Below are 13,096 nucleotides of genomic sequence, written 5' to 3'. Positions count from 1 at the left end.
AGCGAATGGATAAAGTCAAAGTTGGTATTATTGGATGCGGTAAAATCAGTAGTATCTATATGGAGAACTGTCAAAAGTTTGAGATCCTTGATCTAGTTGCATGTGCGGATTTAGATTTGGTAAGAGCACAAGAACAAGCGGATAAATACAATATTCCAAACGTCTATACCACAGAACAATTACTGAATGATCCAGAGATAGAAATCGTAATCAACTTAACGATACCAGCTGTTCATGCGGAAGTATGCCTGAAAGCTATTGAAGCGGGTAAACATGTATACGTTGAGAAACCTCTAGCTGTGACGAGAGAAGAAGGACGCAAAGTTCTGACTGCGGCGCGGGAAAAGGGAGTACTTGTGGGCAGTGCACCGGAGACGTTCTTCGGAGCGGGAATTCAAACGGTTTTGAAGCTGATAGATGAAGGAGTAATTGGCGAACCTGTTGCAGCTACTTCGTTTATGCTGGGCCGTGGACATGAGCATTGGCATCCAGATCCGGAATTTTATTATGCCGCTGGTGGAGGTCCAATGTTCGATATGGGTCCTTACTATTTGACGGCTTTGGTGCAGCTGCTGGGTCCTATTCATACGGTTAGCGGAATGACTGGGAAAGCGCTGGAAGAACGTACGATTACAAGCGAGAAGAAATTTGGGAATAAAATTCCTGTTCAAATTCCAACTCACGTAGCCGGAACCTTGCGATTTGAAAATGGTGCCATTGCAACGTTGATTACAAGCTTTGATATCTTTGGCGGGAGCAACCTGCCGCATATAGAAATCTACGGAACGCTAGGAACGATTCAAGTTCCAGACCCGAATAACTTTGGGGGTCCCGTGAAACTCCGGCTTATGGGTGAGAATGAGTGGACGGAACAGCCGTTGTTGTCAGGGTATGATCAGAATACCCGCGGGATTGGACCAGCAGATATGGCTTACGCCATTCGAACGGGTAGAGGGCATCGTGCCAGTGGAGAACTGGCTTATCACGTATTAGAAGCAATGTGGGCTTTCCATGATTCTTCTGATGCTCATTCATTCTACGAAATGGAAAGCACCTGCACTCGTCCTGCGGCACTTCCAATCGGTCTTGCTCCTTACACTTTGGATTAGAGAATTCTTCCTGAATCTGCAACCTATCACTTCCGGTCTTCGTTTGAGAAGATGAAGAGTGGAGGTGTTAATAGGATGCGTAAGATAATTATTGGTTGGATATGGATTCCCGTTGTTATTTTGTTAATCAGTGGCTGTTCAGAGGCTCAACAAGCGAATAAGGAGCCGGTTCCTACTCCTGTAATTAGTTCAGAACCACAAATTCTAGCTTCTAAGAACCCTGCAATGGATGATCCAGGCGAGGTTAAGACTTTCTTATCTGCTCAGAAGATTCCTAACGGAGATATTTATCTGCAAGATAACAAGGTTCATATTAATATTGTAGGTTTGAACTCGGAGATTGAGCAGAGCTTTGCTCAGGCTTTCACTGCAGGTACTTATGAGCTTCATGATGTGAAATATACAATGCAAGAGTTATTAGCTGCTCAAGAATTGTTGCATGAACAAGAACTCTACCAGAAGCTGAATCTCTACGGCTCTGGTGTAGATACGATTGGTAATAAAGTAACTATTACCATTCCGTCTGATGATGCGGAAGCAGCCAAGCTTGAAATTGAAAAGTGGATCGATCCAGAAATGTTGACCTATGATATTTCAGAAATAGGTGATCCACATGTAGTGGGTACAATCGTTGAGATCGACACTAAACAGGCAAAGCGGATACTAATCCTTGAACCTGGAAACGAAGATCCATCTTACTGGTTCACAATCAATGCGAAATCTGAAATGTTTAATGAAGCTGGAGAGACCATCAGCTTTAAGGATTTGCAGGTTGGACAGCTGGTTAAGTTATGGAATACAGGGATGGTGCTGGAATCTTTTCCCGCGCTTGCGAGTGTGCGGAGAATGGAGCTAGCAGTTACTGAATAATCTAATAGACCCGTCAACAGGTAGCAAGTGCTCCACGCATTTGAACAGTAGATGGAAAGTGAGGGTGCTCTAACCCTCACTTTTTCTTAATTAGGAATAGTATACTTTTTCTACTTTGTATAATGTATGCTCGATTGTTGGACAGAGATTGGCATCTACTTTGTAATATTTAACTCGAAAATATAAACTTTTCAAAAAATTCTTTATATTATTTTTTTGTTTAAAGGCAGGAAGAAATTCTGGAGTTTTCTCCACATCACCAAAACTTCGAATCCATTGCTCTACATAAGTCTGACTAAGCATTTTTCTATCTAAAACACTCATTAAGGATCTTACCATTCGCTCATCTTCCCCATCGGAGTATATTCGATCTGTTATGGTCATCTTTTCGTAAACCAAATCGAGGATAGTTATAAGGTCATTTTTATCCAGTTCGGAACATTGAGCCAATTCATCTAAAGTATCTGCTGCATGGGCTATGGCATGAGCCCAGCCTTTTTCTTCGTCATACCCCCGGTAATCGCGCTCATTTTGCACACTGCAAAATACCTTCTCCTTTATCTGATGAATTTGCTCTCTTGAGAGAAATGGTGATTCTTTATGCCTCATGAAGAGGAGTGGGATGACTAGCATAGAGAAAGATCTGGTAAAGACAGAGTCTGCATTGGTTTCGCCAAGCTTAAAATGCAAATGGTTTTTATCCAAGATAACGGGTATAAGTTGCTCCAGTTCGTTTGTAGTTAGAGCATTACCTGGGATCCAATGTGATAAGGTTGTATAAATTAGCTCATCCCGTAGTTGGGCATCTAAAGAACCAATGTTATTTATCATTTCTTGTACCAACTGGAAGGTATCGGGAGGTGCTAGGTAATCATTTTCTTTTATGCATATCAGCGTTTCTTTTAAATTCATTTTACATGCTCCTATTTTCCAGTGTGAATTATTTTCTAATACCGGATGGTGTAGTTCCTTTATATTGCTTAAACAGCTTGGTAAAATAATTAGGATTGTCGCAGCCCACTCGTCCAGCAATCTCCGTTACAGTAAAATCTGTCTCCAGCAGCAGTCGTTCTGCTTCATTTACGCGGCAAAGATTAACATAATCGATGAAGGTTCGGCCGGTGAGCTTCTTAAAGGTTTTGCAGAAATGGTATGGATTTAGATTAACGGATCTCGCGGCGCTTTCAATAGTCATTTTCTCATCAAAGTGGTTCTCCATATACTCCAGCAGTGGCTTAAAACGCTCACGATTGAAGGAATGACGTTCATTTGTTCTGCCAGAAACCCGCTCAGGCAAAAAGGTACGGGAGAGCAATACAAAAAGCAGATGAAGTTGATTTTTGATGATTAGCTGAAATGCAGGACCTTTCTGATGCACTTCATCCACGATAGTGTCTAGAAGAGAGTAATAAGTAGAACAGGTTGGAACAAGTGCTGCTGGTTTAACTGGTAGCTGATATCGATTTTCCAAATAGGGAGCTACGAACTGCTCATGTTGAGGATCTTGCTTCCAATCTTTAAATAAAGAACTATGAAATACGACGGATATAAATCGGACATGATCATCCCGCAGACTATATCCAACGTGCAAACCTCCAGAAGGAACAAACAAAACCTCTCCGGGATGCAGTTCGTAGGGCTTGCTGTCAATGTGGAAAATGGCGCTGCCTGCTTGCATGATAATGATTTCGAAATGCTCATGCCAGTGTAGAAAAAGGATGTTCTGGCCGATTTTCGCATGTCTGCATTCATTAAAAAACAATCGAAACGGATAGGTGCTTCCTTCTAATTGAGGGTATTCTTTAAGATCATTAGGATAGCTCAATATTTATTCAACTCCCACAATATACGACTATATAAACACAATATAATAAGAGTTTTAAGCTTAAATGCAGTATATACTCGGGTTATAGAACTTACTATAAACCAATATTGGAGTGGTACACAAGATGAAGGATACAATGCGTATAGGCACATTAGTTGGTGGCGGAGATGCTGTTAGAGTGATTCCGCAAATCGTAGGTCATGGCTTCGAATCTTTTAGCTTAACCTTCTGGCAGACTACAGGTGAAACAGATCTTGTGGAAACTGGTAAGCGTGTGCAAGAACTTGCGGCAAAACATGATTTTGTGATTTCATCGGTTGGCATCTTTGGCAATCCTTTGACGAATACTGGTGACAATTCCGATGCATTAACGAGCTGGGAACGGCTTATTGATCATGCTCATGTATTTGGTACTGATATGGTATCAGGGTTCACGGGACGACTACCAGGAGTGTCCATTGATGAATCGATTCCGAAGTTTACCGAGGTATTTGGTGAGCTGACCAAAAGAGCAGCAGATCGCGGTGTACGAATTGCCTTCGAGAACTGTTCCATGGATGGCAATTGGACTTCAGGGGACTGGAATATCGCTCATCATCCAATAGCCTGGGAAAAGATGTTTAACGCTGTACCTGCTGACAATATGGGACTTGAATGGGAGCCCTGCCATCAGATGGTGCAGCTGATTGATCCGATTCCACAGCTGCGCAAATGGACAGATAAGATCTTCCATGTACACGGCAAGGATGCCACCATCGCTTGGGATATTGTAAAAGAATATGGAATCCACGGCCCAAAACCTTATGTATGGCACCGTACTCCGGGTTTTGGTGATACGAACTGGACGGATGTTATTTCCATTTTGCGTCAGGCTGGTTATAAAGGTACCATTGATATTGAAGGTTGGCATGATCCTGTCTATCGGGATGAGCTGGAAATGATGGGTCAAGTACATGCCTTGATTTATTTAAAACAATGCCGCGGGGGCAGCTTTGTGCCTAATCCGCTTTAATAAGTCAGGGGGAGAAATATGACAGCACAGTACCGTGTAGCGGTTGCAGGTTGCGGAGGAATGGCTAACGCATGGATTGAATACGCTTTATTGCGTCCAGATACTAAGATCGTTGCTCTAGTAGATATAAGGTTGGAGTCGGCTGAGGCGATGGCTGCGAAGCATGGGATTTCATGTCTGACGTTTACGGATATTAAGCAGGCAATTCAGGAGACCGCAGCAAATCTCGTCTTTGACGTTACCGTTCCCGGAAGTCATTTCAATATTTCTAGTACTGCATTGGAACTTGGGTGTAATGTGTTTAGTGAGAAACCGTTAGCTGAGACTATGGAGGAATGTAATAAGATTGTTGAGATCTCGGAACGGACTGGAAATGCTCATGCTGTGATGCAGAACCGCCGTTATGATCCTCGAATTCGTTCTTTAAGAAAAATCATAGAATCAGGAACCATCGGAAGAACAGGATTTATCGGTGCAAGCTTTTTCCTTGGGGCTCATTTCGGGGGATTCCGTGATGTTATGAAAAGTCCGCTGCTGTTGGATATGGCAATTCATACCTTCGACCAGGCCCGGTTTATTAGTGGCGCGAACCCTGTGTCCGTATACTGTCAGGAGTTTAATCCTCCCGGTTCATGGTATGAGGGGAATGCGTCGGCAGTGTGCATTTTCGAGATGTCCGACGGTTCAATATTTACCTATCAGGGATCTTGGTGTGCAGAAGGTGCATCCACGTCATGGGAAGCTTCTTGGCGGGTTAACGGGGAGAAAGGAACAGCAATCTGGGATGGTCATGAGCTGCCATATGCTGAGGTAGTTACTGCAGGAGATCAGAGCGATAAGTTCATTCGTGACGTAAAGCGTATAAATGGAGATAATGTTGAGATGAATAAAACATTCCATCACGGGTGTTTGGATGAGATGTTCTTGTCATTGGCAGAGCAACGTCCTGCAGAGACGAATTGTAGAGATAATCGGTATAGTATGGCAATGGTGTTCGGAGCGCTGGAAAGTGCTGAATCTGGCCGGAAAATCGATCTAGTGGAGTTCTGAGATTGACTTCTGTTACTACAATCGCCAGCAAGGAGATCAAAATGGATATTAGAGCTTACCGAGAATCGGATATTAGTCAAATTGTCTCATTGTTCTACGAAACAGTTCATTCCGTAAACAAACAAGACTATTCACAGGAACAGCTAGATGCTTGGGCACCTAAAGAGGAAGAGGTACTTAAGCATAATACTTGGAGAGCTTCTTTGCGTCAAAATATCACTTATGTAGCCGAAATTGATAATATTATTGTGGGCTTTTCTGATATGACAGCAGAGGGACATTTGGATCGATTATATGTTCACAAAGATTACCAAGGACTAGGTATAGCCTCTGCATTGGTGAGTAAGCTTGAATTGAAAGCGAAAGAACTGGGTCTTTATGAAATGGATGCCGAAGCGAGCATCACTGCTAAACCTTTTTTTGAACGACGGGGATACCAGCTTATTGCGAAACAAAGTGTAGAACGAAAAGGTGTTCTGTTGGTCAATTATAGGATGAGTAAAAAAATAATGTAATTCAAAAAAGCAGGTTGCTCATTAGAGCAGTCTGCTTTTTGTGATAAGAAGGATATTCAAATTCACCCATCAATCAAGTTCATTAATGCTACAGTATCAAATCGATCCCCTTGCACTAACCATTTACCGTCCACATCAAAGAGAGTCAATATACCTTCCAAAGGCACACGTTTACTTTCTTTGTCATCCTTATCCAATAGGACAAGATCCACCGTATATTTTAACTCGATAATATCTTTTTTTTGTTCGGAAAGGTTAAATTTTAGGTTTTCCGGTTTTAAAGAAAGCTTTTGTTTATCAGCGATTTTAATTGGGATAGTTGTAATTCGGCTCGCTATAGCCTTTTCAGTAAAGTATTCTGTAAAATACGGTTTCATCTCTTCATTTCGCGCAAGAATGGATTCATCAGACATTAAATCCTCAGAAGCCTTGACGGTATATTCTACATTTTTATATTCCTCTGCGGCTTTAGTAGCATCATCTACTTCTGAACTACATCCCATAATTAACGCCAGGGATAATAATATCATACTCAATATCAACGGTGATTTACGCATTAGTACACCCCCAATGTATTTGATCTTGCATTATTATACTTATATTACCATGTTGTGGTTTCATAATTTCAAGAAGAAAATGATTCAACTCCCTAAATATGGTATGGTGTAAATATGATCGTAAATTTGCGGTGATTAAACTAAAAAGTAGAATCGAAAGGATTATTAAAATGAACACATCCTTAAAATTCACACACGGGAATAAAGTAGGACTGATTGCTTGTTCAGATGGTGTGAGAGTAGAGAACTTACCTAAAGTAGAGGAATTAAAAAAAGTTTTGCATTCATTTGGACTCCATGTAGTGGTGGCTAATACTTTGTTTAGAAAAGATGGTTATTCCAGTGGAAATCCAAAGGAAAGGGCAGCGGAGCTGAATCAACTATTTAAAAATACTGAAATTAGCGCGATATTCGATATTTCAGGTGGGGATTCTGCCAACCAAATCTTAGAGTACATAGACTACGAAAGTATCCGTATGAACCCCAAACCCTTTTTTGGAATGAGTGATTTGTCAGTTATTTTGAACGCTTTATTTACGCAAAATAATTCGAAATCCTATCATTATCAGTTGATGAATTTAGTGTCTTCTGATGGGGCAGAGCAGCAGAGGGCTTTTTATCGAACATTCTTCGAGGGGCAAAACGATCTTTACGATTTCCGGTATCATTGGGTCCGTGGTAACCAGATGAGCGGGATAGTAATCGGAGGGAATATTCGCTGCTTTTTGAAGCTGGCAGGGACAAGCTATTTTCCGGATCCTTCGGACAAAATATTATTGTTGGAGAGTTTAAGTGGCAGAGCTAACAAAATAGTCTCCTTTTTTGCTCAGCTCCAGCAATTGAAATATTTTGATGCTTGTGCTGGATTGATTCTAGGGTCATTTTCAGAACTAGAGAACTTTAATGAATTTCCGATAGTAGAAGAGTATGTGAAGGAAATTAGCCATTCCACCTCCATTCCTATCATAAAGACAGCTGAGATTGGGCATGGCAGTAACAGTAAGTGTATTGTTGTGGGCGATAAAATCACTTTGTAAAAAAGGTGGAGTGTGCGATGGGCAAAATTCTTTGCTTCATATCTGATGATTTTGCGGATTTTGAGATTACCTTGGCACTACATAAGATTAGAAATGTTGGAAAAAAAGAAGTGTTATCCGTAGGATACAGTTATGAATCTGTAGTTAGCGAATCTGGTCTGACTTATCAACCTGATTTGGTCCTCAAAGAAGCAGTTAAGCTTAATGATATTGAAGGGCTAATTATTCCCGGAGGTCCGATTGTAAATCAAAAACAGGATTTAACTGATCTGATAAACCATCTTGATCGAGAAGAGAAGATGCTGGCAGCCATATGTCATGGACCACAGTATTTAGGACGAGCGGGCATTTTAGACCATTGTAAATTCACTACTTCGTGTTCAGTGGAAAGAATCAGTAAACTTAATGTAGAGGATCCATTTCCAAGAGACAATTATGTTGATAAGAGAGTAGTTAGAGATGAACATATCATTACTGCTAAAGGCCGTGCATTTGTTGATTTTTCATTTGAAATCTTTGATTATTTAGGGATTTATCAGGATCTAGATGAAGAAAAAGAACAATTGTTTAGGGATATTATGGATAAATAGCAGTGATAGATGATAAACAGGGAGAGTTGACGTGGAAACTAATTTAAACGAAAAGAAAAATGATTATAAACCATTAGGGATATCAGGACTTGGGGGATGGTTGATTCTTGTACAAATCGGTCTTTATGGGACGATTATCATTCAGTTGATGCAGCTTTTTCAGGATTCTTTTACAGCGTTTGATGCCGATATCTGGACTGCTTTTACTTCTAAAGGTTCGGATTTCTATCATCCCTTGTGGGGATTTATAATTGTTTTTGAAACCACTTTCAATATAGCTATATTAGCGTTTAGTGTATACATTCTAATTAATTTCTACAGAAAAAAAGCATTTTTACCACGGTTATTGATTATTTTCTATATTGCAATCCCTGTAGTAGGAATCATTGATGGTGTACTTCTTTATCAAATTCCTCTTGCCAGAGAACTTGGAAATGGAGATTCACTCAAAAGGATCATTAGGTCAGCGTTTACTTGTGCAATTTGGACTGCATATTTATTGAAATCAGAGCGAGTACATAATACATTTGTAAAGTAATTTAATAAAGAGATTTAAAGGAGGGGTATGATGTCAACCGATTATCTATCAAAAGAAGAATTGAAAGATGCGATTCATATTGCCTATCAGTCTCTTGATCAAGAATTTGACGGCATTGAGAACTCCCAAAGAGACAATCGTATGGAAGGGGTTGATCGTACCCCAGCAGAAATCATTGCTTATCAATTGGGCTGGTTGAATCTTGTTATGAAATGGGATAAGGATGAAAAAGCAGGGTTAACCGTTATTACACCTTCCCCGGATTATAAATGGAATCAACTTGGCGGATTATATCAATCGTTTTATCATACATATGCTGCCTACTCATTAGACGAGTTAAGATCTTTATTTCAAGAGACAGAACATCAGTGGCAGAACTGGATTGATTCTTTAAGTGATGAAGAACTTTTTACGCAAGGCGTGCGGAAATGGACAGGAAACAATCCAAGATGGCCTATGGTCAAATGGATTCATATTAATTCAGTAGCACCGTTTAAGACTTTTCGTTCTAAGATTCGCAAATGGAAAAAACTTAATGTAACTAAGGAAGTATAAATCAAGCCTCCGCCTAAGAGAAATCTCTGAAGCAGGGGCTGTTTTAGGCTGTTCAATGATCAGTATGAAGGATATAAGATTAGTGGAAGAGAATGTATAGCGGTAGGTGAATAGATTAGTAAAGGACGGATTATTTTTGAAGAAAATATCTATTATTGTAAGTACATTTATATTTTTGATTGCATTAAGCTCGATTATATTTGTCGTGGTAAACAACTCTGCAAAACCCATTAAAAGTCCTGAGAACATTGAACTAAAAGAGTTGGCGAATGGAAACAAAATACAAGTGGACTTCTCGAAGAAACCCACTGTATTCGTATTTTTCACCTCATGGTGTCCATATTGTAATGACGACGCTCCTAAGATTGTCTCATTGTATGAGAAATATAAAAATAGAGTGAACATATACGGAATCAATTTGCTTTATCAAGATGATCTTTCTGATGTAAAACAATACGTGGCGAATTACAACATTAAGTATCCCGTTCTCCTAGATGAAACAGGTGATCTCCATAAACAATTTGGTGAACAAGCTTTTCCTGCGTTGTTTTTTATAAACTCTGATGGCAAGGTTATGGATCAAATTATTGGCTCGACTGATTTTGACGCTATTGAGAGCTCGTTTAAGATTTTCATTAAAAACTATGATTAAGGAGGTTGAAATGAATACGACCCATTTAGAGATTTTTGTAGCAAAAAATCAATCGGATGTGGATATATTTTGGGGACTCTTTAATAGTTACATAAATGAATTATCTCTCCATGTATCTATGGGCGATGATTTTGACCTGGGTTACTTTTATTCAGACGAGTATAGAGAGATCATTGAAGAGCTAAGAACAAGAGAAATAAATCCTTTAAATTTGTTTCTTATACATAAGGACGGTACTATGCTTGGATTTTTAATGTATGTTACTTATTTTAATGAGGGTGGAAAGTGTTTTTTAATGGAGTATTATATTGAACCTATGTATCGGAATTTAGGGTATGGTGAATTTACCTATTCAATGGTCGAAAAACATGTTTATGCAGACGGTGCAAAGTATATCGAGTTAACCCCGACTAATGATGCAAATGAAAGGTTTTGGCGCAGTGTGGGATTTATGAAATCATCGGATATGGATGAGGATCATAAATATATTTATCGGAAATCTCTTTGTATCTAAACCGTAAGGAGTTAATCCCTATGATCAAAAGAAGAAAGAAACTCATAATCATCTCCGCATTTCTTTCATTTTTACTTCTGATGCTGATTGTAGTCTATATGATAAATCCTCAACCTATTAATGCAATGATGGTAGACTTTTCTAGTATGGAGAAGCAAGGTAAGCATATTTATGTAGAACCAGATATTTCAGAGGTCACAACAACGATACTTTTGAACGATTTCGAACAATCGAGGGAGAGAGTTTCTGGGTTCTTCGAAGATTTACAAGACAATCCAACCCTTCTTTTTGTTCAATCTCCACACGCTCTTGAGAAGTATGCTCAGAAGAATCGAACGGGCCAGACTTATTATACTTATTGGGGAAATTACATTGTTATTGGTCCAGACGGATTTAACGCGGATGTAATCGCCCATGAATTGATGCATAGTGAGTTAAGAAAGAGGTTGAAGAATAAGGATGAGGTTCCTGTGTGGTTTGATGAAGGTTTGGCTACCTTAGTTGACTATAGATATAACAGCGATAAGTTTATAAGTTTTGACAAGATAAATGAGCTAAGTAGTAGAGATGTCTTTTATGAACCCTCACATGTAAAAGAAAATTATGAGATCGCCCATTCAGAAATTAATAGATGGTTTGGAATCGTTGGAAAGTCAGGTTTAGTGGAGCTTATTGATGGATTAAATAATGGAAAAGAGTTCAAAACAATCTATAAATCAATCGAATCCCAAAGCTAGGAGGTTGAGATGAAGAAATTCATTATTGTAATTCTAGCCATAATGGCTTTATCGCCATTACATGAGGTCTCCGCGGATTGGGCCGGTTCGTTTGTTGTTTATTCAGGTGACATCTACGAAATATCAGATGATGAACTCATCCCCTCGGAAGAAATCGATAAGAAGATAGGGCATGTAACTAAATATTCCGATGAGGAAGGAACGTACAGGGGGAATTTCTCGAATATTTATCCTAAAGGTACGCCCTACTATTCAATTATCAATACCGATCCAAAAGATTTTATTGCTATTAAGACCCAAGAGGGTATCTTTGTAAAAGCTTATAATAAAGGCCATTATCCGAATGATGAATTGGTTAAAGAAACGATTTGGATGTATTTCTTATTGGGAACATCGGTTATCGTCTTATTAATTATTTGGATAATGAAGCGGAGGAAAGGATGATCTATGACAACTAATACATCACAAAAGATAGAACAAGCCTTCAAAAAAACGATAAGCTCACGTCACATTCACGAAGGCGTCCTATACATTGAGAATACAGATGGCGACTACTCCTATAATATTGGATATGGGGAGAAGAATATAGACTCACCTTTGCTAATGGCCAGCATCACCAAGCTGTTTACCACCACCTGTATTTTGGCCCTACAAGAGCGAGGTAAACTGTCGTTGGATGACAAGGTTACACAGTATTTTGATAACGCTGTGTTAAGTGGTCTTCATGTCTTTGGTGGTAATGATTATTCGTTTGACCTGACAATATCCGATTTATTGTTTCAGGTTAGTGGCTTGCCAGATGTATTTGAAGAAGGAAGAGAGAATGACAAGCGTCGTGCGATTAAGGAGGATTATTATATTACCTTCGAGGAACAGATTGCATTAATTAAAAAATTGAAGCCTCATTTTATGCCTCGTACCAAACGAAAAGCATATTATGCGGATATAAATTTTGATTTACTAGGTGAAATCATTGAGAAGGTAGAGCAGTCAACATTAGCAGAAGTCTATAAGCGGTTCATATTTGATCCCCTGTCACTCGTAAGTACATATCTCCCTGAAGGTGACAACGATTTTGTACCGAATATCTTTTATCAAAATAAATCAATTAACCGTTCCAAATTTATTAGGAGTTGTCGTGCGAGTGGAGGATGTATCACCACAGCTCGTGAATTAATGATATTTATCAAAGCTTTCTTTGGTGGGATGCTATTTAAAAATGAGTTGTTTAAGATGCTATCGGCTTCTAATAAACTTCAATTATCGATGGGACCTATTTACTATAGCAGCGGCTATATGAGAATTCCTTTGGATGGCTTGTCCACGCTTTACATGGGGAAAGGTGAGTTACTAGGGCACTCCGGTTCAACAGGTTCGTTTGCCTTTTTTTATCCTATTAAAAATTTATTCATTGTGGGGGATCTAAACCAGATGGGTAATCCTGCACTCCCCATTAGGCTATCAATGAAACTTGCTATGATGATGAAATAAAAAATAGTGAACGCCAAGAGTTAGGATATTCACTGCTGAATTAT

The 13,096-nt window shown here is 39.3% G+C and carries 17 protein-coding genes; 14 read left to right on the top strand and 3 right to left on the bottom strand.

Features of this window, described 5'->3' with window-relative positions:
• Positions 1-5 precede the first annotated feature (5 nt).
• Both MHH49_RS27215 and MHH49_RS27210 read left to right on the top strand, forming a co-directional pair.
• The gene (locus MHH49_RS27215; RefSeq protein WP_076141693.1) at positions 6-1,109 is read left to right on the top strand and encodes a Gfo/Idh/MocA family protein; all 1,104 of its coding nucleotides are present in this window, start codon (positions 6-8) and stop codon (positions 1,107-1,109) included.
• A 75-nt stretch (positions 1,110-1,184) separates the two neighbouring features.
• Positions 1,185-1,979 (top strand): hypothetical protein, encoded by a 795-nt coding sequence (locus tag MHH49_RS27210; protein WP_076141692.1) that lies wholly within the window; start codon positions 1,185-1,187, stop codon positions 1,977-1,979.
• Between the two features lie 90 nt (positions 1,980-2,069).
• Here the strand turns inward: MHH49_RS27210 and MHH49_RS27205 are convergent, their stop codons facing one another.
• The gene (locus tag MHH49_RS27205) at positions 2,070-2,891 is read right to left on the bottom strand and encodes a DUF2785 domain-containing protein (RefSeq protein ID WP_341042717.1); all 822 of its coding nucleotides are present in this window, start codon (positions 2,889-2,891) and stop codon (positions 2,070-2,072) included.
• A gap of 28 nt (positions 2,892-2,919) precedes the next feature.
• A complete protein-coding gene (locus MHH49_RS27200; protein WP_076105579.1) occupies positions 2,920-3,804 on the bottom strand; it encodes a helix-turn-helix domain-containing protein in 885 nt (294 codons plus the stop codon).
• Positions 3,805-3,928: 124 nt separating this feature from the next.
• Here MHH49_RS27200 and MHH49_RS27195 point away from each other — a divergent pair, with 124 nt between their 5' ends.
• The 3 genes from MHH49_RS27195 to MHH49_RS27185 are packed head-to-tail and all read left to right on the top strand — an operon-like array spanning position 3,929 to position 6,381.
• Complete coding sequence (locus MHH49_RS27195; protein WP_341138677.1) at positions 3,929-4,816, top strand: sugar phosphate isomerase/epimerase family protein; 888 nt, start codon at positions 3,929-3,931, stop codon at positions 4,814-4,816.
• An 18-nt stretch (positions 4,817-4,834) separates the two neighbouring features.
• Positions 4,835-5,866, top strand: coding sequence for a Gfo/Idh/MocA family protein (locus MHH49_RS27190; RefSeq protein ID WP_036678288.1), 1,032 nt, complete (start codon positions 4,835-4,837; stop codon positions 5,864-5,866).
• A gap of 41 nt (positions 5,867-5,907) precedes the next feature.
• Entirely contained in the window at positions 5,908-6,381 is a 474-nt protein-coding gene (locus MHH49_RS27185; protein WP_036678422.1) for a GNAT family N-acetyltransferase, read from the top strand.
• A 62-nt stretch (positions 6,382-6,443) separates the two neighbouring features.
• Here the strand turns inward: MHH49_RS27185 and MHH49_RS27180 are convergent, their stop codons facing one another.
• Entirely contained in the window at positions 6,444-6,938 is a 495-nt protein-coding gene (locus tag MHH49_RS27180) for a hypothetical protein (protein ID WP_341138676.1), read from the bottom strand.
• A gap of 170 nt (positions 6,939-7,108) precedes the next feature.
• Here MHH49_RS27180 and MHH49_RS27175 point away from each other — a divergent pair, with 170 nt between their 5' ends.
• The 9 genes from MHH49_RS27175 to MHH49_RS27135 all read left to right on the top strand — a co-directional run bounded on the left by MHH49_RS27175 (position 7,109) and on the right by MHH49_RS27135 (position 13,052).
• Positions 7,109-7,975: a S66 family peptidase gene (locus MHH49_RS27175; RefSeq protein WP_326048041.1), complete on the top strand. Its 867-nt coding sequence runs from the start codon at positions 7,109-7,111 to the stop codon at positions 7,973-7,975.
• A 17-nt stretch (positions 7,976-7,992) separates the two neighbouring features.
• Positions 7,993-8,565 (top strand): DJ-1/PfpI family protein, encoded by a 573-nt coding sequence (locus tag MHH49_RS27170; RefSeq protein ID WP_036678282.1) that lies wholly within the window; start codon positions 7,993-7,995, stop codon positions 8,563-8,565.
• A 31-nt stretch (positions 8,566-8,596) separates the two neighbouring features.
• Positions 8,597-9,103, top strand: a complete 507-nt coding sequence (locus MHH49_RS27165) for a DUF2569 domain-containing protein (RefSeq protein ID WP_341138675.1) — start codon at positions 8,597-8,599, stop codon at positions 9,101-9,103.
• A gap of 27 nt (positions 9,104-9,130) precedes the next feature.
• Complete coding sequence (locus MHH49_RS27160) at positions 9,131-9,658, top strand: ClbS/DfsB family four-helix bundle protein (protein WP_076141689.1); 528 nt, start codon at positions 9,131-9,133, stop codon at positions 9,656-9,658.
• A gap of 136 nt (positions 9,659-9,794) precedes the next feature.
• Positions 9,795-10,310, top strand: a complete 516-nt coding sequence (locus MHH49_RS27155; RefSeq protein WP_176462546.1) for a TlpA family protein disulfide reductase — start codon at positions 9,795-9,797, stop codon at positions 10,308-10,310.
• A gap of 10 nt (positions 10,311-10,320) precedes the next feature.
• Positions 10,321-10,824: a GNAT family N-acetyltransferase gene (locus MHH49_RS27150; protein WP_340890754.1), complete on the top strand. Its 504-nt coding sequence runs from the start codon at positions 10,321-10,323 to the stop codon at positions 10,822-10,824.
• A 20-nt stretch (positions 10,825-10,844) separates the two neighbouring features.
• Positions 10,845-11,561, top strand: coding sequence for a hypothetical protein (locus MHH49_RS27145; RefSeq protein ID WP_340890756.1), 717 nt, complete (start codon positions 10,845-10,847; stop codon positions 11,559-11,561).
• Positions 11,562-11,570: 9 nt separating this feature from the next.
• Positions 11,571-12,005 (top strand): hypothetical protein, encoded by a 435-nt coding sequence (locus tag MHH49_RS27140; RefSeq protein ID WP_340890758.1) that lies wholly within the window; start codon positions 11,571-11,573, stop codon positions 12,003-12,005.
• Positions 12,006-12,008: 3 nt separating this feature from the next.
• Positions 12,009-13,052 carry a serine hydrolase domain-containing protein gene (locus MHH49_RS27135; RefSeq protein WP_341138674.1) on the top strand — a complete coding sequence of 348 codons (1,044 nt, stop codon included), beginning with the start codon at positions 12,009-12,011 and terminating at the stop codon, positions 13,050-13,052.
• Positions 13,053-13,096: the final 44 nt, after the last annotated feature.

The organism is Paenibacillus sp. FSL F4-0122, from assembly GCF_038002845.1.
GTDB lineage: Bacteria > Bacillota > Bacilli > Paenibacillales > Paenibacillaceae > Paenibacillus_AQ > Paenibacillus_AQ odorifer.
This window is presented reverse-complemented; position numbering and strand designations above follow the sequence as displayed.